Genomic DNA, 20,871 nt, shown 5'->3' on the forward strand with positions numbered 1-20,871 from the left:
GTCATGGCAAAAGAAATCAAATTTAATATAGATGCTCGCGACGAGCTCAAAAAAGGTGTTGATGCATTGGCTAATGCTGTAAAAGTAACACTTGGACCTAAAGGCCGCAATGTCATTCTGGATAAGAAATTCGGCGCACCTCACATCACAAAGGACGGTGTAACTGTAGCTAAAGAAATAGAGCTGGAAGAGCCATTCCAGAACATGGGAGCACAACTTGTAAAAGAAGTAGCTTCTAAAACAAACGATGATGCCGGTGACGGAACAACTACTGCTACAGTATTGGCACAATCAATCGTTAGCGTAGGTCTTAAAAACGTTACTGCAGGAGCAAATCCAATGGATCTGAAACGTGGTATCGACAAAGCCGTGGTTAAAGTTGTTGAGAACATCAAAGCGCAATCGGTAACAGTAGGTGATGACCTGCAAAAAATAGAAAACGTAGCTAAAATTTCTGCAAACGGCGATGAAACTATCGGTAAACTGATTGCTGAAGCTATGGGCAAAGTGAAAAAAGAAGGCGTTATCACAGTTGAAGAAGCAAAAGGTACTGAAACTTACGTTGACGTAGTAGAAGGTATGCAATTCGACAGAGGTTATATTTCTCCTTACTTTGTAACAGATACAGAGAAAATGGAAGCTGACCTTGAAAACCCGTATATCCTGATTCACGATAAGAAGATTTCCGTATTGAAAGATATCCTTCCAATACTTGAAGCTGCTCTTAAATCGGGCCGTTCACTGCTTATCATTGCTGAAGATATAGATTCGGAGGCTTTGACTACATTGGTAGTAAACCGTCTTCGCGCAGGCTTGAAAATCGCTGCCGTTAAAGCTCCGGGCTTCGGCGACCGCCGCAAGGAAATGCTGGAAGATATCGCTATCCTTACAGGAGGTACAGTGATTACAGAAGAAAGAGGACTTTCTCTGGAAGCCGCTACCCTCGATATGCTTGGTACTGCTGACAAAGTAACTATCAACAAAGACAATACGACCATTGTAAACGGAGCAGGCGCAAAAGAAGCTATCGCTGCACGTGTAGGCCAGATCCGTTCACAGATGGAGAAAACAACATCAGATTACGATAAGGAAAAATTACAGGAACGTCTTGCTAAATTGGCGGGTGGTGTAGCTGTTCTTTATGTTGGCGCTGCTTCTGAAGTGGAAATGAAGGAAAAGAAAGACCGTGTTGACGATGCTCTTTCTGCAACCCGTGCCGCTATCGAAGAAGGTACGGTACCGGGAGGTGGTGTAGCTTACATCCGTGCTATCGACGCTCTTGAAAACATGAAAGGCGAAAATGAAGATGAAACTACAGGTATCGAAATCGTAAAACGCGCTATCGAGGAACCTCTTCGCCAGATTGTAGCTAACAGTGGAAAAGAAGGTGCTGTCGTAGTTCAGAAAATACGTGAAGGTAAAGGAGATTACGGTTACAATGCCCGTACTGATAAATATGAGAACCTGAATGCGGCCGGAGTAATCGACCCTGCCAAAGTGGCTCGTGTCGCTCTTGAAAACGCAGCTTCTATTGCAGGTATGTTCCTTACTACAGAATGTATCATAGCAGATAAGAAAGAAGAAAACCCTGCTCCAATGCCTCCAATGGGCGGTGGAATGGGTGGAATGATGTAATCAATCCAATCTGACATATCATAAAAGTAAAGCGGGCAATTCTTTGAATTGTCCGCTTTTTGTATTCATAGGATTTATCCTGGCAGGCTTGCGCCAAAGGGGATACTGCCGGGAGTAAATCCAGCCTGATTTATATTCAGCTTACACTAAATCAATAAGGATTGATTCCGCTAACCGCCGCTTGCCTGATAAAGTACGCCGCAGCATTCATTTCCAATATGGAATTATAACACCACTGCCAATTTGCTGAGTTAGCGAATCCGTATCGCTTTGGTATGGGTATTCCGGCTGTAGTATAAAGGTTAGGCCATCCATTGGAGCTACCGTTACCTGATGTTACGGTTTCAGCCCCTGTCGTATCCCCAAAAAAGAAGAAGTTTGTAGACTTACTATACCATACCACAGATGACGTAGGGGATAAACTTGTATGGTTCTGATTGGAAGCGGAACATACCTGTACCGAATTGGGCGGAAGCTGTTCTAAAATAATAGTATTCGCATGGGCATTATCCTCACCCCAGTAATAGCCTGCCGCGTTGCCAAACGGACCGTTAATTATAGGATCGTTCAAATTATTATTAACCTGGTAAAGCTGGTCATCTGCATTACTAGGGCTTCCGGTACCTATAGCCTTGGCTGAATAGCCTGTCCCAAATATTCCATTTATAACAATGTTTGTACTCGATGCATTACTATCATCTGTATAATATATTACACAACCTCCTTTATTGATGTATCTGGCCAAAGCTGCCGATATGGCAGCAGTAGATGGACTACCATATCCGTTATAGAATACTATATCCGGTTGCCTTCCATTATTAACACCATTGTCCAGATTATTTATCGCAGTAGCTGCAGTATTGGTTTGCCATAGTCTGGTGAGAGGAGCCACCATTCTTATTATACCATTAGGCCCGAAACTTGATCCGTTAGTAAGAGCTGTACTTCTTCCGGCCCCAGCCCACGAATAATAACCGGTATTTCCGATGACGGCAAAAGTCATCGTGGGCAATGTAATGGGGATTAAGGCGGAACATTCCGCAGAACCCAGCGATGTATTTGCCTTTATTACAACCTGAAAGTCCTCGTTTATGGTAGGGGTTCCGGTACCCAGCAATGTTATAGTTTGTGTCCCTGTACTGGCAAACGACCCCGAAGCCCTAAAGCTGATGCCGTTTACTGTTTCCGTATAAATCGTATATGAACCCGGTGCGGACACATTGATATTTATTCTTATAGTATTAGATGCATCCAAAGCCCGATTCTTGACATATTGCCCTTGTACCACAGTCGATGAGCACACTATTGTATAAGCGGCAACCATTTCCTGTACCGTTATCTTAGGCTCACAACCCGGAACCAAACTTATCCCGCTGAATGTTAATGTATTTTCTCCTACTAAAGCAGGTGTTCCCTGTGCCGGAACTTTAACTGTTAACGTCCCTGTTTCTAAAGCGACCCCTGTGTAATAAAAGCTATAGCCGTTACCGGACAGGACTGAAATAACGAAAGAACCTTTTTTTGTTACATTCAGGTCTATTTCCAGATAGTTGTTATCGTTAACGGGTGTTCCCTCTATATAGGAACCGTTTATCCGGATAGCGGAACAGTTAACAGGCTCTATAATTGCAGCTCCGTCCTGATTCAGCTTCACCCATTCATCAATCTGCCACATATATAAGCCTTCATCCATATTGATTGCCTCAGGGTTGACGTTATAAACGACCATCCCCGTCGCTTTCAGCTTCTCTTCGGCTGTAGATTCGTCGGACCATACTCCGGAGCCATTGTCGGAGCCACCATATAAAGGTGTCAGTTTTGCCGCGTCGCGAAGGAAAACCTTTGGATGCAGGACTCCTTTTGTAGAATTTTCGAGACTGGTAACATCCTGTGCCGGACTTGTGGCATCTCTTTCTTTAAGATCCAGTAATGCCCCTTTCTCGGGAGGAGATCCTGCTCCTATTGTCACCTGGGCAGATAGGTTTGCATTTCCTGATAGAATTAGCAGGAAACACAGAAATAAAATCGATAGTTTTGTTTTCATAACTTTTTTAGTTTAGTTAAGTATATATGTCATTAATATCTTATTACCGGAAAGTTGTATGATGCGGGAAAAATTCAATGCTCCAAAGTATTTATTTACTACTTTCACAAGCAATAGATAAAAAAACGGAGATAAATTTATCGAAGACAATAAACGACAAAGTGCAGGTCTCTTTGAAGACATTGAATTTTTAGATATGCTTTTTTTGTTTTTTGTGGCCGGAATAGTTAATATGTGCGTATATGCACACATTATGCGTGCGTGTATTATATGTGTAAAGTATAGATATGAAAATACCCGGCAAATCTTAAAGGATTCGCAAAGTTGGATATTTGGGAAAAAATTGGGATTAGTACTTACACTTGTCTGTGTGTGTGTGTGTGTCTCTCTCTCTCTCTCTCTAACAAGATATAGCTAACAGCCAAATTTTCAGGGAGAAAAGATGGTGTATAGTGTGTTGTATTTTGTGAAAAATATGACATTTTTGTCTTTATATCTAACGAATATTCCGTAAAAATACATTCAAAAAGAATATTAAACAAGTTTTTGAACGAAAATGTTAAAAAAAATCTTATTTGATGTATCAGGCATCTGCTAAGTGGACGGTACTCTGATGCAATTTTATAACCTCCAGAAATCCAGATATTTCTTTGCCACTGTCACATAGTCATGATTTGTTTCAACAAATTGACGGCTTTTTTTCGATATTTCCGGAATATCTTTTTTGTTCAAAACCAGCCATTCCAGCTTATCGAACACATCGTCTTCGTGCGGATGTACGTTTACAATCGGTTGATTGGATGTGTCACCGTATAAGTCATAAATATATGGCTCTCCTCCGCCTACAACAACTTTTCCCTGAGCCATTGCCAATAATGCGTTCATCGCCGGGGTGTGCGAATATAACTGGTCGAGCACAACATGTGCCTGCGACATCAGTTGCTGATATACATCATAGCTGACAGATTCGACCCGCGTAACGATTACTTTATCCGGGTACTTGTCTTTGATTCTGGCCAGTGCCTTCTCCATCACATCGGTACCTTTAAACTTCTCACGGACTTTGTTGATCCCGATAAAGAAGTTTACTTTTTCAGGCTCTTCGGGTATCGGCTGAAATTCTATTTCCGCAATGTTCATCGGCAAGGGAATGTATCTCAGCTTATCGGGGAAGAAAGGTTCATATGCTTTGTAATATTCATACAGGCAGGCTGTAATCCCGTCCACATCCTTTGCCAGCCCGCGGTTAAATACTTCGAGCGGCGTACCTATCCATTTATCTATAAACCGTTGATTGAAATCGACATTGATCGCTTTGCCATCGACAAAAAATTCGGAATAGTCGAATATCTTGTTTCCCAGGCAGGCGCTTACCCAATACGAGTCATCGCCGAAAGCACCCATAAAGACTTTCTTGTTGTTCTTTTTCAGTTTCTTATACAGATAATTATTGACCCGTACATTCTGGGTAGTGAAGCAGGGGTTTATAAGCTGTACTATATCATATCCTTTAAACTTCCTGAATTTGCTAAGTACAGACATCAGGCTGGTAAAAGTGTCTGTAATCCCCGAACTCTTCCGGCTCAGGTCCACATCGCGCGGATAGTTTTTAAACCCGTCGCCATCCGAAGCCGTTAAAACCTCATGTCCTAATGAACGTAAACCTTCTGCCAAAGTCAGATGAGCACGGCTATATTCGCCTATCAAAAGAATTTTCATATAGTTTGTATTATAAGTAACAGATCGGTCTGTGACCTTATTTGAGTACAAAGATAGGGATTTTAGTTATGTATTCGTATTATTTATATTTCAGCCATTTCAGCATTTCCATAAAAGAAACCTTCTTTCCATACATCAGTATTCCCACGCGGTATATTTTAGCCGCCAGTTTTACCATCAGGACAGATGTCGCAAACAATAACGCAACAGACAACACCAGTTCCCACAAAGGTATCTCGAAGGGAGCGCGGACCATCATCACCACAGGTGAGGTGAACGGGATCAATGAGCACCAGAATGCCATAGCCCCTTCCGGATTGCGGGCGGCCGCGAAGCCTGTATAAAATGCTACCATCAGTATAATCATAACAGGCATGATAAGTTGCTGGGCCTCCTGCGAATCATTCGCTCCCGAACCGAACATGGCAAACAAGGATGCAAACAGAAGATACCCCCCGGTAAAATAAAGGACGAGGCATATTGCAACCTGCACCCAGTTGATACTGAAAAAGCCGTTAAGGAAAGAAGTCATCTCAATATTGCTGCTTTTCATTAAGGCCATTGCCTGTTGTGCATCCACAGAGGTACTCATATCCATATCAACACCAAAAAACATTTTAAGGGCTATCATCACCCCTCCCCCGATAACAAGCCATACAACCAGCTGAAGAAGCCCGACAAGACCTACTCCTATTATTTTGCCCATCATCAGATCGAAAGGCCTGACGGAAGAAATAATAACTTCTATAATACGGTTGCTCTTTTCCTCTACCACACTCTGCATCACCATAGAGCCGTACATCATGATAAAGAAAAACATACAGAAGGTGAGCGCCGTTCCGGCAATGGTCGCTATTTCCCCCAGTGTTTCCGTCTCCTTCCCTGTCTCATCCCACCGGATGGTAGATATGCGGATTTTATCTTTAGATTTCAGTATTTGCTGCAAATCGGTCACTACCTTCGGCTCAAGATTACTCTCTGAGGTAAAATCGTCAATTTTTTTATTCCTTACCGCTTCGGTCAATACATCATTTATATATGCGGTCAACTCGCGGGGAGGCTGTTGTTTTTCCGAGAAGAATGTAACCGCATTGGGATTCTGATTCAGATCCCCGTTTATCTGCAACAGGGCTGTCCCCTTTTCTTTACCGGTCGCAGTAGTGTCAGTAGCAGACACCTGTACAAATTCATAGTTTTTAGACGATTCGAACAAGTTGGAATACAATCCTGTGTTGTCTATTACATAGACCTTCTTTATGTCATCATTATCGCTTACCATCATCAGTATAGTAGGCAATGCAACTACAGCGGCAAAAAGGAAGGGAGTCAATAATGTGGTCAGGATAAAAGCCTTTGTCTTTACCCTGGAAGAGAATTCTCTTGCTATAATTAATTTCAATGCTTTCATTCGGCTGGTTTTGACAAGGTCGCAGACCTATTTATTACTTTTGTTGTAAAACAACAATCGTAGGTTAGATTTGATAATATATTGTTAAACTTCATCTATTGCTTACTGCTTGAATAAAAATATCATTCATGGAAGGTAATTCTTCCTCAAAAGAAATAATCTCATATTTCCGGGCAACTTCCTGTAACAGATCGGAGTTGGACGCTTCGTCATTTCGCTGGATGTGTACTTCGACCGAATCCTTATCCGCAGACTGTGACAATACGGTAAAATGAGCGGATTCCATTCCGAAGCTATCGCCCGATACGTTAAGCCTGAAAATATGCTTCCTGTACTGCGCTCGTATTTCTTTCACATTCCCCTGCAAAACAACCTTCGATTTATTAATCAGGGAAATTTCGTCGCAAAGCGCTTCTACCGATTCCATATTGTGGGTGGACAGGATAATTGTTTTGCCTTTTGCTTTCAGTTCGAGAAGTTCATTTTTAAGCAACTCTGCGTTTACCGGGTCGAATCCGCTGAAAGGCTCGTCAAGAATATACAAATCAGGTTCATGTATTACTGTGGCAATGAACTGTATTTTCTGTTGCATCCCTTTCGATAATTCTTCCACTTTTTTGTTTTCCCACGACAGAATATCGAATTTGCGAAGCCAATACTGCGTTTTCTCGTGCGCATCGTCAACAGACAGACCTCTCAGGCGCGCAAGGAAAACAATATGCTCACCCACTTTCATCTTCTTATACAGGCCTCTTTCTTCGGGGAGGTAGCCTATGTTGAAAATGTCATCGGCAACAGATTCCCTGCCATTGATAAGGACTTTTCCCTGATCGGGAGCCGTTATTCTGTTTATTATGCGGATAAGAGACGATTTGCCGGCGCCATTCGGTCCCAGCAACCCATAAATACAGCCTTTGGGAACCTGTACACTTACCCCGTTAAGAGCGGTGTAGTTCCCGTACTGTTTTACGATATCCTGCGTTTCAAGATACATCATTCTGATCGATATTAATTTTGCTTAAATTACTCTACCTTATTAGTCGGTGAATATTCTATAAAATCACAAAAGAATAAAAAAATAAAGAGATATGCGAATATATAGCTACGAATTTAGAGCAAACGGAAATTGGCAACGTTTCAGTCAACAGTTATCAGTCATCAGTAAACAACTGGTAAGAAGTAAAATCTTTGCGCCTTTGCGTCTCTGCGTGAAACAAAACAGGGCGTCAGCCAATCCGTAACTCATAACTGCCCGAAGGGTGAAGTAACTCGTAACTTAAAAAAAGGTAACAAAGGTAACACTTTTTCTACCTATTACTTTTTATCCTCTCTGTAACCTCCCCTTGGGGCAGGGCTGTTAAGTTCTGAATTCTTATATCCTCTTTGTCATGTTGAACGGAGTGAATTGAAAATCGCCGAAGCGAAGGCGAGGCAAACATCTCCTTAATCGAAAGAGATCCTTCGTTCCACTCAGAAACAACGTTCGGCAGAGCGAAGCGGAGCCAATGACAGCCGAAAATAAAAGAACAAAGTGGAGAACTTAACAGCCCTGCCCCAAGGGGAGGTTGGAGGAGCTAATCAATACATCAAAGAACTAACAGCTAAAGGCTAATAGCTTATTATATAGATAAACTTTTTTAAAAAGAGTAATTTTCGTGCGTTTGCCCTAATTACTTATCTTTAAAAGCTGTCTCCTCCGGCAAAAAATTGTACTTTTGCAAAACCATTATTTTTTTTCATGCATGATATTAGAGCGTTTATCCATACTCAACTATAAGAATATAGAGCAAGCCGAACTTACTCTGTCGCCCAAGATAAATTGTTTTCTGGGAAGTAACGGTATGGGAAAAACGAATCTGCTGGATGCAATCTACTATCTGTCGTTCAGCAAAAGTCACAACAACCCTATCGACTCCCAAAACATTCTGCATGATGCTGAATTTGCGGTCATACAAGGTTGGTACGAAATCGGGGATAAACAGGACGAATTCTTTTGCAGTCTGCGCAGGAAGCAAAAAAAGCAATTCAAACGGAACAAGAAAGAATACGAACGCTTGTCGGACCATATCGGATTATTGCCGTTGGTAATGGTTTCGCCATCCGACACGGAACTGATAAACGGAGGTAGCGACGAGCGACGCAAGTTTATGGATTTATTCCTTTCGCAATTCGATAAAGAATATCTGCACTCGCTTATCCGATACAACAAGGCTCTGCAACAGAGGAATGCATTGCTGAAAGTGGATGCCCCGATTGACGGTACTCTTCTCGACCTTTGGGATGAGCAACTGGCCAATGAGGGAAAGGTTATTTATAGGAAGAGGAAGGATTTTATCGACAAATTTATTCCTACATTCCAGAAGTTTTACGATTTTATCTGTTCTTCGAACGAGAAGGTGGAGTTGAAATACGAATCACACTTCGAAAATCCCGATTTTCCGGAATTGCTTAAATCGAGAAGACAGAGGGACAAAATCTTAGGCTACACCACTGCCGGCATACACAAGGACGATCTGGACATGCAGATGGATGGTTACTCCATTAAGCGTGTAGGTTCGCAGGGACAGAACAAAACGTATGTTGTGGCATTGAAGCTGGCCCAGTTCGACTTCCTGCACAAAGCCACTGAGACTACTCCTATACTATTGCTGGATGATATTTTCGATAAGCTGGATTCATCCCGGGTGGAGCAGATCATCAAACTGGTACTGGATAAGGATTTCGGGCAGATATTCGTAACCGACACCAACCGTGAGCATCTGGATGAGATACTCTCCCGCACAAACAGCAACTACCATCTGTATGAAGTAGAAAAAGGCGAAGTAATCCAAAAGAATATTGCGCTATGAGAAAACGGAATACCGAAAGCATAGGAGAAGTACTGAGACAATACTTTGAAGAGAATCCATTCATAAGGCGTAAACTGGCCGAAAGCAGGGCTGTTACAGGCTGGCCGCAATTGCTTGGCAAGATGATTAATTCATATACGACAAACATTTACCTGCGAAACGGTGTTCTTTATGTGTCTTTGAGTTCATCCGTTCTCCGTTCCGAATTATTGATGGCAAAAGACAGGCTTATTACTAAATTGAATGAACATGCGGGTATGCATGTAGTAAATGATATCATATTCAGATAAATTAAAATGAAAGAAATAAAACCCGAAACGTTTAAAGAAACGCTTCCTATTCAAATCCGCTTTAGTGACATAGATGCTTTAGGGCATATCAATAACAATGTATATTTCAGTTATTTCGACCTCGGCAAGACTACATATTTCGAGACAGTTAAAGGTAAATCCGATATCAGCTGGACAGACGGCCTGATTGTGGTCGCACATATCGAAGTCGATTTCCTTTCCCCTGTATACTATAGAGAAAATATAGTTGTAGACTCGAAAGTTACCAAACTGGGAGATAAAAGCGGGATATTCCTCCAGCAAATAAGGAATGTAAAGAACGGAGAAATCAAATGCAGATGCAAATCCGTTTTTGTAACATACGACGCACATACACAGGCATCGATGCCTATTCCTGATACCTGGCGAAAAATTATATCGGAGCATGAAGGACTGGAAGAAGAAAAAGTATTAGCGGAATGATGAATATAAAGAGCCATTTTTACCAGATGGCTCTTTGTTTTATAGTTAATATTTTAAACAAATAATCATAAAACAAAGAAAGATGTAAGCCTCAGATAGTGATCGTCTGTAATCCCGGTTTTTAAGAAGTTTTTTAATTTGGCAAACAAAAACAAAGCACACCTAATCAATACTTTCAGTGTTTTAACTATCTTTGCACCCAAATGTATAAAAAACAACCGTTTAATAAACGATTATTATCATATACCAGTTTCAACTATGAAGAGATATAACCTGATAAACAATGTCTTTGGTTGGTTCAGTTTTGCTGTGGCCGCTATTGTTTATTTAATGACCATCGAACCTACAGCCAGTTTCTGGGACTGTGGCGAGTTTATCACGTCTGCCTTTAAATTAGAGGTGGGGCATCCTCCGGGTGCACCGTTCTTTATGCTTACAGGTAAATTTTTTACATTGTTTGCTTCCGATACTTCTCAAGTGGCAATGATGGTAAACAGTATGTCGGCGTTGTTAAGCGCAGCAACTATCCTGTTCCTTTTCTGGACAATAACCCATCTTGCCAAAAAACTAATATATACAGATACCGAACAGGAAATGACCCTTGGTCAGCTTATCGCAATTATAGGTTGCGGCCTTATCGGGGCTCTGACATATACATTTACCGATACATTCTGGTTTTCGGCTGTGGAAGGAGAAGTTTACGCCTATTCATCCATGTTTACCGCGCTGGTTTTCTGGTTGATACTGAAGTGGGAAAACAGAGCGGACAAGGAAGGCTCCGACAAATGGCTGGTAATTATAGCTTATGCCATGGGATTGTCTATCGGAGTCCATTTGCTCAACCTGCTGTGTATCCCTGCCATTGTACTGGTATATTACTTTAAGAAATCGAAAAATGTAAATCTTAAAGGTACACTGATAGCCTTGGCCGGTTCCCTGTTTCTGGTTGTAATACTGATGTATGGTATCATTCCGGGCTTTACCAAAGTCGGCGGCTGGTTTGAAAAACTATTTGTAAACGGATTCGGATTCTCTTACAACACAGGTGCTCTTACATATATACTATTGATAGTAATATCCATTATATGGGGACTTTATGAAACCCTTTCGGCTAAAGGCAGCCTGGGCAGAGCTAAAGTCGCATTTGTGATTTGCATGGCTCTGAGTGGTGTTACTTTTATCGGTGACAGTATTTTGTTATGGATAGTATTGCTTGGCGGACTTATAGCATTCTTTGTTCTTTACAAGAAAGTCAATTTCAGATTTTTGAATACAACCATACTTTGCCTGATGGTGATCTTGATAGGATACTCGTCGTTTGCACTTATTCCTATCCGCTCCATTGCCAATACACCGATGGACCAGAACTCTCCGGAAAATGTATTTACTCTGGCCAGTTATCTCAACCGTGAACAATATGGCGACAGGCCGTTATTCTATGGCAAGACATATGCTTCTTCCGAAAAAAGAGATGCCAATGGCCGCCTCGAACCACCGGTGAGTGAAAAACAAAGTTTTGATAAGGTTGTAAAAAAATCACCTGACCAAAAGGACGAGTATGTGGTAACAGGTACTATCCCTACTTATGGTTATACCAATACAATGTTATTGCCCCGCATGTATTCTACCGAAGACAGGCATCTGCTCGGTTATCAGATATGGGCGGACATAAAAGATACTTCCGTACCTCCGACAATGTTCGAGAATTTGAAATTCTTCTTTGATTATCAGTTGGATTTTATGTACTTCCGCTATTTCATGTGGAACTTCTCAGGACGCCAGAATGACGTTCAGGCAACTGGAGGACCTAGTAACGGCAACTGGATTACAGGGATCAGTTTTGTGGATGAATTACTCGGGCGTGGCCCTCAAGGCAATCTGCCTCCCGATATAGCAGAAAACAAAGGACATAACAAATACTATATGTTGCCTCTTATACTCGGGATTCTGGGTATAGCGTTCCAATTGACAAGAGGGAAAAAAGGCGAGCAGCAATTTCTGGTTACATTCATGCTGTTCTTTATGACCGGTATCGCCATTATCATATACCTCAACCAGCAACCGTTCGAACCGCGGGAGCGTGACTATGCCTATGCAGGCTCGTTCTATGCGTTCTGTATCTGGATAGGGTTTGGGGTTGCATTTATCTGGCGCTTACTGAAAAAAGTATTACCGGAAACTCCTGCCGCCGCCATAGCGACTGTAGTTACCGTATTGGTTCCTATACAAATGGCGGGACAGAATTGGGACGACCATGACCGTTCGGACAGATACACAATGCGCGACTTCGGGATGAATTACCTGCGTGGTTGTGAGCCGAACAGTATTCTGTTCTCTATGGGCGACAACGATACATTCCCGCTATGGTATGCCCAGGAAGTAGAAGGATTCCGCACCGATGTGCGCGTATGTAACCTCAGTTACCTGCAAACAGACTGGTATGTAGACCAGATGCGCCGTCAGGCATACGATTCTCCTCCTCTGCCGATAGAATGGGAAGAAGACCGCTACCACGGAGACAAAGGACAATCGGCATATGTATTCACCAAACGTGATATAGAGCGCCTGTTGGCCCGTGATCTGCAGAATACGAAAGAGTCTTCAGCGTGGGCCGGAAGAATCAATTACACGGATTATTACGACACTCAGGCCTTCAAAGATACGATGGAAGTAAGTGAGGTGCTGAATATCCTGAAAACAAAGGATAACTATGCTCCACGCAATCCGTATGTTGAGAATGGAATCATAATCCCTTCCAGCATTTTCAAAATGTCAATTGATGAATCGAAAGTAGACTGGAGTGCATTGGGTACAAGACCAAAGCCTGAATTTATCTTCAATCTTGGCGATAATAAGGGTGGCATATATCGTCAGGAAATGATGATTATAGACATGCTGTACAATATCAACAAAGATGACTGGAAGCGTCCTATCTATTATGCCATTACCATTGGGGAGCCACCATTAAGGTTAACCACTCAATCGATGCTGGAAGGTATCACCTCACGCATCACTCCGGGTATTGTAGACAGCACAGGAGTAAATACCGAAGTGATGTTTGACAATATGGTAAACAAATACAAATGGGGAGGCATCGAGAATCCGAAAGTATATCTGGATGAAAACAACCTGAGGATGTGCCGCACATTCCGTCTGATGTTTGACCGTCTGGTTACAGCCCTGTTGATGGAAGGAAAGAACGACAAGGCATTGCAGGCATTGGACAGATGTATGGAAGCTATCCCGGCTAATACAGTTCCTCGTGGGGGAGAATCGGTCTCATTTGCAGATGCTTATTATGAACTCGGGCAGCCGGAAAAAGCACAGAAAGTAATTGATGAAATCCTGTACCGGGTCGATGGCAGCTTGCAATGGTATGCCAGCATGAAGCAGAGTCTTATGATTAATTGCACATCCGAGATCAGGGATCTGGTAAATACAGAAATCCAGATATTGGATACATACCAACGTTACGATAAGGCCAGATATGAAGCATATCTGGAAAAAGTGATGGCAAATGCCGAACTGTTTATGAGCAACAGGGTCAGCTTCAGTGACAGGAGCCACCCGCTCGACTATCTGATGCGCATTTCGATGAGAGGTTTGTATATGGCCGAAAGTGATACTGCCATTCGCAAAGATGCAGAAACTAAGATAGAGCGTATCGGAGGAATGATGCAGAAATACAAACCTGAGCTTTTACAAAAATATTATAGCAAATAAAACAAGATAGATAAAAGGATTTTCGGGAGCTTTACGAAAATCCTTTTATCTGAACGTTTATCATGTTTATAGAACAACCACCATTTATATACCGTATGCTCTTCCCCGGGGCATTTTGGAAAAAAACTGTTGAAGGTGAAAAGACAATATATCTCACGTTCGATGACGGGCCGATACCCGAAATCACGCCGTGGGTGCTCGACCTGTTGGATAAGTATAACATCAAGGCCACTTTTTTCTGTGTTGGGGATAATGTAAGGAAACACCCCGACATTTACAAAATGGTGCTCGACCGTGGCCACCGTGTAGGCAACCATACCTTTAACCATATACAGGGGATCAGAACGTTCTCGAAGAGATATCTGGAAAATACGAAGCTGGCATCGGAATATATTGAATCAGATCTGTTCCGCCCGCCTCACGGACATATGAGGATACCGCAGTTCTTCACATTGCGCAGATACTACAAAATCGTTATGTGGGATGTGGTAACACGCGATTACAGTAAACTGATGACGCCTGAAAGGGTATTGGAAAATGTAAAGAAATATACCCGCGACGGCTCTATAATAGTTTTCCACGATTCATTGAAAGCCGAAAAGAATATGAAATATGCCCTGCCCCGCAGCATCGAATGGCTGAAAGAACAGGGCTATACATTTAAGTTATTATAAGCGTAGCTGTTATTTCTTTGTAGCAAAGGTTGCCGGATACTCTACCGGATACAATATTTCTCCACCCAACAGACGGATATAAGTAGAGAATTCCCGCTTGCCTTCCTTTAGCTCTATCACCCGGCAGCCATTCTTTCCAAGATTATTGTATTCCGTATTTCCTCCCGAGAAACGGCCGTAAGCAAGATATATATCATAGTAATTGCCTATGTAATCGTTATCATGGTCATGCCCTACGAATGTACCCATCACATCCCCTGCCTGGCGCATAGCTGCAAACATTCCGGTATTCAGCTTTCCATTGCATTCTTTCTCATCTTTACTCCCGATTAACTGATCGTATTTTTCAGCCTTCATTTGAGGATATTCAGCCAGCGGAATATGGAAAAAAGACAGTGCAGGATAAGGAACTCCCCCGTTTTCTTTTGTATATGCGGCACTTTGATTACTATACCATTCTATCTGATTAGGGGCAAACCAATCATAAGTCCCCAGACCTTTTATAGGAGTATATGCTCCTGAATCGAAGAAATAGAGGATTGCACTATTCTTACTTTCATTCGAGGACTTTACTTCCAGTATATAATTACCTATACCCTTCAATGATTTGTCTCCGGCTTGGGCCAGACAGAAAGGTTTACTTACGGCATAATCCATCAGTTCCGCCCGGGACATTCCATGTTCATCATCATGATTACCAAAAATATATGCCCACGGTATCTTTCTTTCTATAACAGGAGTAAAAACATCATCAAGTCCTGCTATCACAGGTTTGGCATAAATAATATCTCCTGTAAAGACGACTAAATCCGGCTTCTCGGCATCCAAAACTTCATTTATCAACTCAATCGCGACGGCAGAAGCCGGATTATTTTTTTGATAATGAATGTCCGTAAATTGTAATATTTTGAAAACGCCTTTGTCATTATATTTTAGAGTCTTGTTTTGTGCTGTCAGTGCTAATGAAAACAGGGTTAAGAGAATAATAGAAAGATTTCGCATGGTTGATATATTTTTTTATAATTAAACATTATGCTAAGATAAAAAATATAAATCATTATTTGTTCGTTTCTTTTTTTTTATATCTTTGCAAAAATAAAAAGAAGATAGAATGAATTTTCAATCAGCAAATGCATATTGGTGGTGGCACTCTCAACTCAAAAAGTCGTGAGCCAATTTGGTATGTATTAAAATGAAAGTTTATAAAGATACAAAGCCTGTCGTACTCACGATAGGCTTTTTTTTATGATAGAAAAATAAAAACAATATAAAATGGAAAAATTTACAGTTGACCCAAACGGCTTTTATGGAGAATTCGGAGGTGCTTACATTCCTGAGATCCTCTATGACAATGTGGAAACATTAAAAAACTCTTATCTGGAAGTAATTAATGACCCATCATTCCGGAAAGAATACAATGATTTGTTAAGAGACTATGCAGGCCGTCCCTCCCCTCTTTTTCTGGCAGAAAGACTCTCCCAAAAACATGGCTGTAAAATATACCTGAAACGTGAAGATCTTAATCACACAGGTTCCCATAAAATAAACAATGCGATAGGACAAATACTGATTGCCAAACGAATGGGCAAAACCCGCATCATTGCAGAAACCGGAGCGGGACAACACGGAGTGGCTACTGCTACAGTATGTGCACTGATGAATCTCGAATGCATTGTATATATGGGAGCTACGGATGTAGAACGCCAAAAACTGAACGTGCAGAAAATGGAGATGCTGGGAGCGAAGGTAGTTCCCGTTACCAGCGGCAATATGACTCTCAAAGACGCAACAAATGAAGCCATACGCGACTGGTGCTCCAACCCCTCAGACACATACTACGTGATCGGTTCTACCATAGGACCTCATCCTTATCCCGATATGGTTGCACGCCTGCAATCGGTTATCAGTGAAGAAATCCGCAAGCAACTGCTTGAAAAGGAAGGCCGCGAAACGCCCGATTATGTAATGGCATGCGTTGGCGGGGGAAGTAATGCTGCAGGAACAATCTACCATTTCATAGATGAACCGGATGTGAAAATCGTCCTTGCCGAGGCTGCCGGTAAAGGTATCGATTCGGGTGAGTCTGCCGCGACCATTCATTTAGGAAAGCTAGGTATTATACATGGATGTAAAACTCTGATAATGCAGTCGGAAGATGGACAAATCGAAGAACCCTATTCCATTTCCGCCGGACTCGATTATCCGGGCATCGGCCCTATACATGCCCATTTGGCTCAGACTGGACGCTCGGAAGTATTAGCCGTAACAGACGACGAAGCTATGCAGGCAGCCTTCGAACTGACAAAACTGGAAGGCATCATTCCCGCAATAGAATCAGCACATGCTTTGGGAGCATTGGATAAAATGACATTCAACGCCGATGATATAGTTGTCCTATGCTTATCAGGGCGCGGAGATAAAGATATGGAGACGTATATAAATTATAAAAAATAAAGACATGGAATACAACATACAAGTCAAAACCAAAAATCTCCTGGCTGATCTACAAACACCTGTAAGTATTTACCTGAAGGTAAGAGATGTATACCCAGAATCGGCACTCCTTGAAAGCTCCGATTATCACGGAGGAGAAAACAGTTATTCATTTATCGGGATAAGTCCGATAGCCCGTTTCAAGGTAGATAATAATGAAATAACATATACCTACCCTGATAATACAGCCAAACAGGAAATATTGTCAGAGGGCGAGAAACTAACAGATAAGTTCCATGATTTTATAGGACAGTTCGATGTACAGGGCGAAAACAAGACAAATATAAACGGATTCTTCGGATACACTTCATACGATGCTATCCGTTACTTCGAAGCGGTAGACCCGGTTAATAAAAAACTGAACAATGCCGATATTCCGGAGTTCTATTATATCCTGTACCGCTTTATCCTCGTCATCAATCATCTGAAAAATGAGCTGACCATAGTAGAGAATATAGTCGACGGCACAGAAGAAAAAATGCAGGAACTGGAAGCTATTGTGATGAACAACAACATCGCGTCCTACAACTTTGAAGCTATCGGCAGCGAGCAATCGATGATTACTGACGAAGAGCATCAGGGAATGATACGAAAAGGAATTGCCCATTGCAAACGGGGGGATGTGTTTCAGATTGTCCTTTCACGGTGCTTTACGCAGAAGTTTGCGGGTGACGATTTCAAAGTATACCGTTCCTTGCGTTCCATCAATCCTTCCCCATATTTATTTTACTTCGATTTCGGTTCTTTCCGCATCTTCGGCTCTTCACCCGAAACCCACTGCAAAATCACAAAAGGCAAAGCCTATATAGACCCTATTGCCGGTACTTATTTCCGTACGGGAGACGATGAGAAAGACCGCATCCTGTCCGAGAATTTACTCAAAGACGAAAAGGAAAATGCCGAACACGTCATGCTTGTCGATCTTGCCCGCAACGACCTCAGCCGCAATTGCCACGATGTGAAAGTGGATTTCTATAAGAATGTGCAGTTCTACTCGCATGTCATCCATCTGGTTTCGCGTGTAAGCGGTATAGTAGACGAGAGCAGGAATAACATTTCTGTTTTTGCAGACACTTTTCCCGCAGGAACACTATCCGGTGCGCCTAAGGTAAGAGCCATGCAACTGATACGCGACATAGAAAAGCAAATGCGCGGAGTCTATGGTGGCTGTATCGGATATATCGGATTCAACGGCGATCTCAATCAGGCCATCACTATCCGTACTTTCCTCAGCCGGAACAATACGCTTTATTATCAGGCAGGCGGGGGAATCGTTTCCAAATCGAATCCTGAAACAGAAGTTATGGAAGTAAAAAATAAACTGGGAGCATTAGCAAAAGCTGTAAAAGCAGCAGTAGAACTAAGAAATTAGGTCCCTTAAATCCCCCGAAGGGGGAATTCAAAGCAAGCACAGAAAAATAAAAAAAATATATATTATGAAGCCATCTGATCAATCCCTCCCCTTAGGGGAGGCTAGGAGGGGCCCAATCCTCATCTTCGACAATTACGACTCATTCACATACAATCTCGTTCATTTGGTTAAAGAACTGGGATTTACTGATGTGGATGTACACAGAAACGATAAAATTGCTTTGGAAGATATTGCAAAGTATGACAAGATAATCCTTTCTCCGGGGCCGGGTATCCCGTCCGAAGCCGGATTGCTTCTGCCTCTGATTAAAGAATATGCAGGTAAAAAACCGATTCTGGGAGTATGTCTGGGACATCAGGCAATAGGAGAAGCCTTTGGTGCGAAACTGACTAATCTGGAAGATGTGTATCATGGTGTGGCCACCAGAATAGAAGTTATAAGGCCCGATTACCTGTTCAACGGGTTAGATAAAACCCTGGAAGTGGGGCGTTATCATTCATGGATAGTGGATAATAATGATTTACCGGAAAGCATCGAAGTTACCGCGGTAGACGATAACGGACAGATAATGGCGCTCCGTCATAAAGAATATGATATACATGGAGTCCAATTCCACCCCGAATCGGTACTGACACCAACCGGTGAAACGATAGTAAGAAATTTTTTAAATAACTAATTTATAGATACAAGTAAACAAGATACAAGATACAAGATATGAGTTTAAACTTGTCTACTTGTTTACTCGTCAACTCGTTAACTAACAAAATCATGAACAAGAAAATCCTTTTAAGCGAAAATGACATTCCAAGGAGTTGGTATAATATTGTAGCGGATATGAAAAACAAGCCGCTTCCACCTCTTCACCCGGGGACAAAAAAACCGTTAGAAGTAAGTGACTTAGAACCAATATTCGCGACAGAACTTGCCAGGCAGGAATTAAACGATACCGACCGCTGGATAGAAATCCCGGAACCAATAAGGGAATTATATAAAAATTATCGTCCAACTCCCTTAGTACGCGCCTATGGATTGGAAAAGGCTTTGGATACACCTGCGCATATCTATTTTAAGAATGAAAGTGTCAGCCCTGTAGGTTCACACAAACTGAACTCGGCAATAGCACAGGCATATTACTGTAAAGAGCAGGGGATAACCAATATTACCACCGAAACCGGCGCAGGGCAATGGGGTGCCGCCTTATCATATGCGGCAAATCACTTTGGTCTGGATCTGGCTGTTTATATGGTAAAGATAAGCTATCACCAAAAACCTTACCGTCGTTCGATCATGCAGACATATGGCGCGGAGGTTATAGCATCGCCAAGCATGAGTACCAAAGCGGGACGTAAGATTATTACAGAAAACCCTAATTATCAGGGAAGCCTTGGAACAGCTATCTCCGAAGCGGTGGAATTGGCTTTAAATACTCCGAACTGCAGATATACCTTAGGCAGTGTATTGAATCATGTATCGCTTCACCAGACCATCATCGGTCTGGAGGCAGAAAAGCAAATGGAAATGGCGGGAGAATATCCGGATGTAGTAATCGGCTGTTTTGGAGGCGGATCGAACTTCTCCGGAATTACTTTTCCTTTCTTGCGTCATAAACTGACCGGAGGAAAAGATATTCGTCTTGTGGCGGCGGAACCGGCGTCATGCCCGAAATTAACCCGTGGTAAATTTGAGTACGACTTTGGTGATGAAGTCGGATATACCCCTCTTTTACCGATGTACACTTTAGGCCATAATTTTGCACCCGCTAATATTCATGCCGGAGGACTTCGCTATCATGGAGCAGGAACTATCGTCAGCCAATTGAAAAAAGACGGATACATAGAGGCTGTGGATGTGAAGCAACTCGATACATTCGAGGCCGCCATATTATTCGCGAAATCAGAAGGTATAATTCCGGCCCCTGAGTCCTCGCATGCCATTTATACCGCCATTCAGGAAGCCTTGAAAGCAAAAGAAGAAGGCCGGCAAAAAACAATCCTGTTCAATCTGTCAGGTCATGGGCTTATTGATATGGCTTCTTATGACCGTTATTTCGATGGCGAATTATCTAACCATGAGTTGAGCGACGAGGAAATTGCCAAAACAACGGATATGTTGGAAAAATTAGTATAAAATAAGCTATTAGCCGATAGCCGTTAGCTTATAATAAGAAGCTAACGGCCAAAAGCTAAAAGCTAAAAGCTAGCA

General features: G+C 42.2%; 16 protein-coding genes. 11 read left to right on the forward strand and 5 right to left on the reverse strand.

The features are described from left to right. Positions 1-3: 3 nt before the first annotated feature. Positions 4-1,635, forward strand: coding sequence for a chaperonin GroEL (gene groL, locus B3317_RS13385; protein WP_291112432.1), 1,632 nt, complete (start codon positions 4-6; stop codon positions 1,633-1,635). 151 nt (positions 1,636-1,786) lie between these two features. Here groL and B3317_RS13390 read toward each other — a convergent pair whose 3' ends face one another. The 4 genes from B3317_RS13390 to B3317_RS13405 form a co-directional block, all read right to left on the reverse strand. Beyond that, positions 1,787-3,679, reverse strand: coding sequence for a hypothetical protein (locus tag B3317_RS13390; RefSeq protein WP_291112434.1), 1,893 nt, complete (start codon positions 3,677-3,679; stop codon positions 1,787-1,789). Between the two features lie 621 nt (positions 3,680-4,300). Further along, a complete protein-coding gene (locus B3317_RS13395; RefSeq protein ID WP_291112436.1) occupies positions 4,301-5,398 on the reverse strand; it encodes a glycosyltransferase in 1,098 nt (365 codons plus the stop codon). A 79-nt stretch (positions 5,399-5,477) separates the two neighbouring features. Continuing rightward, positions 5,478-6,806 (reverse strand): ABC transporter permease, encoded by a 1,329-nt coding sequence (locus B3317_RS13400; RefSeq protein ID WP_291112438.1) that lies wholly within the window; start codon positions 6,804-6,806, stop codon positions 5,478-5,480. 91 nt (positions 6,807-6,897) lie between these two features. Then, positions 6,898-7,803 (reverse strand): ABC transporter ATP-binding protein, encoded by a 906-nt coding sequence (locus B3317_RS13405; RefSeq protein ID WP_291112439.1) that lies wholly within the window; start codon positions 7,801-7,803, stop codon positions 6,898-6,900. A gap of 91 nt (positions 7,804-7,894) precedes the next feature. Between B3317_RS13405 and B3317_RS13410 the strand changes: the two genes are divergently transcribed. The 6 genes from B3317_RS13410 (at position 7,895) to B3317_RS13435 (ending at position 14,804) form a co-directional block, all read left to right on the forward strand. Beyond that, positions 7,895-8,047 carry a hypothetical protein gene (locus B3317_RS13410; RefSeq protein ID WP_291112441.1) on the forward strand — a complete coding sequence of 51 codons (153 nt, stop codon included), beginning with the start codon at positions 7,895-7,897 and terminating at the stop codon, positions 8,045-8,047. 501 nt (positions 8,048-8,548) lie between these two features. Continuing rightward, positions 8,549-9,655, forward strand: a complete 1,107-nt coding sequence (gene recF / locus B3317_RS13415) for a DNA replication/repair protein RecF (protein WP_291112443.1) — start codon at positions 8,549-8,551, stop codon at positions 9,653-9,655. Next, entirely contained in the window at positions 9,652-9,945 is a 294-nt protein-coding gene (locus B3317_RS13420) for a DUF721 domain-containing protein (RefSeq protein ID WP_291112445.1), read from the forward strand. Before recF ends, B3317_RS13420 begins: the two co-directional genes overlap by 4 nt. 6 nt (positions 9,946-9,951) lie before the next feature. Next, complete coding sequence (locus B3317_RS13425) at positions 9,952-10,407, forward strand: acyl-CoA thioesterase (RefSeq protein ID WP_291112447.1); 456 nt, start codon at positions 9,952-9,954, stop codon at positions 10,405-10,407. Between the two features lie 258 nt (positions 10,408-10,665). After that, positions 10,666-14,130, forward strand: a complete 3,465-nt coding sequence (locus B3317_RS13430) for a protein O-mannosyl-transferase family (protein WP_291112449.1) — start codon at positions 10,666-10,668, stop codon at positions 14,128-14,130. 62 nt (positions 14,131-14,192) lie between these two features. After that, positions 14,193-14,804, forward strand: a complete 612-nt coding sequence (locus B3317_RS13435) for a polysaccharide deacetylase family protein (protein ID WP_291112451.1) — start codon at positions 14,193-14,195, stop codon at positions 14,802-14,804. Between the two features lie 9 nt (positions 14,805-14,813). On the opposite strand, the gene B3317_RS13440 is transcribed toward B3317_RS13435, so the two are convergent. Next, a complete protein-coding gene (locus tag B3317_RS13440) occupies positions 14,814-15,806 on the reverse strand; it encodes a metallophosphoesterase family protein (protein ID WP_291112453.1) in 993 nt (330 codons plus the stop codon). A 270-nt stretch (positions 15,807-16,076) separates the two neighbouring features. Between B3317_RS13440 and trpB the strand changes: the two genes are divergently transcribed. The 4 genes from trpB to B3317_RS13460 all read left to right on the forward strand — a co-directional run bounded on the left by trpB (position 16,077) and on the right by B3317_RS13460 (position 20,796). After that, on the forward strand, positions 16,077-17,258 hold the full coding sequence (gene trpB / locus B3317_RS13445; protein WP_291112455.1) for a tryptophan synthase subunit beta: 1,182 nt from the start codon (positions 16,077-16,079) through the stop codon (positions 17,256-17,258). 4 nt (positions 17,259-17,262) lie between these two features. Then, a complete protein-coding gene (locus B3317_RS13450; protein ID WP_291112457.1) occupies positions 17,263-18,669 on the forward strand; it encodes an anthranilate synthase component I family protein in 1,407 nt (468 codons plus the stop codon). Between the two features lie 64 nt (positions 18,670-18,733). Further along, a complete protein-coding gene (locus B3317_RS13455; protein ID WP_291112459.1) occupies positions 18,734-19,345 on the forward strand; it encodes an anthranilate synthase component II in 612 nt (203 codons plus the stop codon). Between the two features lie 89 nt (positions 19,346-19,434). After that, positions 19,435-20,796 carry a TrpB-like pyridoxal phosphate-dependent enzyme gene (locus B3317_RS13460; RefSeq protein ID WP_291112507.1) on the forward strand — a complete coding sequence of 454 codons (1,362 nt, stop codon included), beginning with the start codon at positions 19,435-19,437 and terminating at the stop codon, positions 20,794-20,796. Positions 20,797-20,871: the final 75 nt, after the last annotated feature.

The sequence above is a fragment of the Dysgonomonas sp. UBA7710 genome, from assembly GCF_002482385.1.
Classification (GTDB): Bacteria; Bacteroidota; Bacteroidia; order Bacteroidales; family Dysgonomonadaceae; genus Dysgonomonas.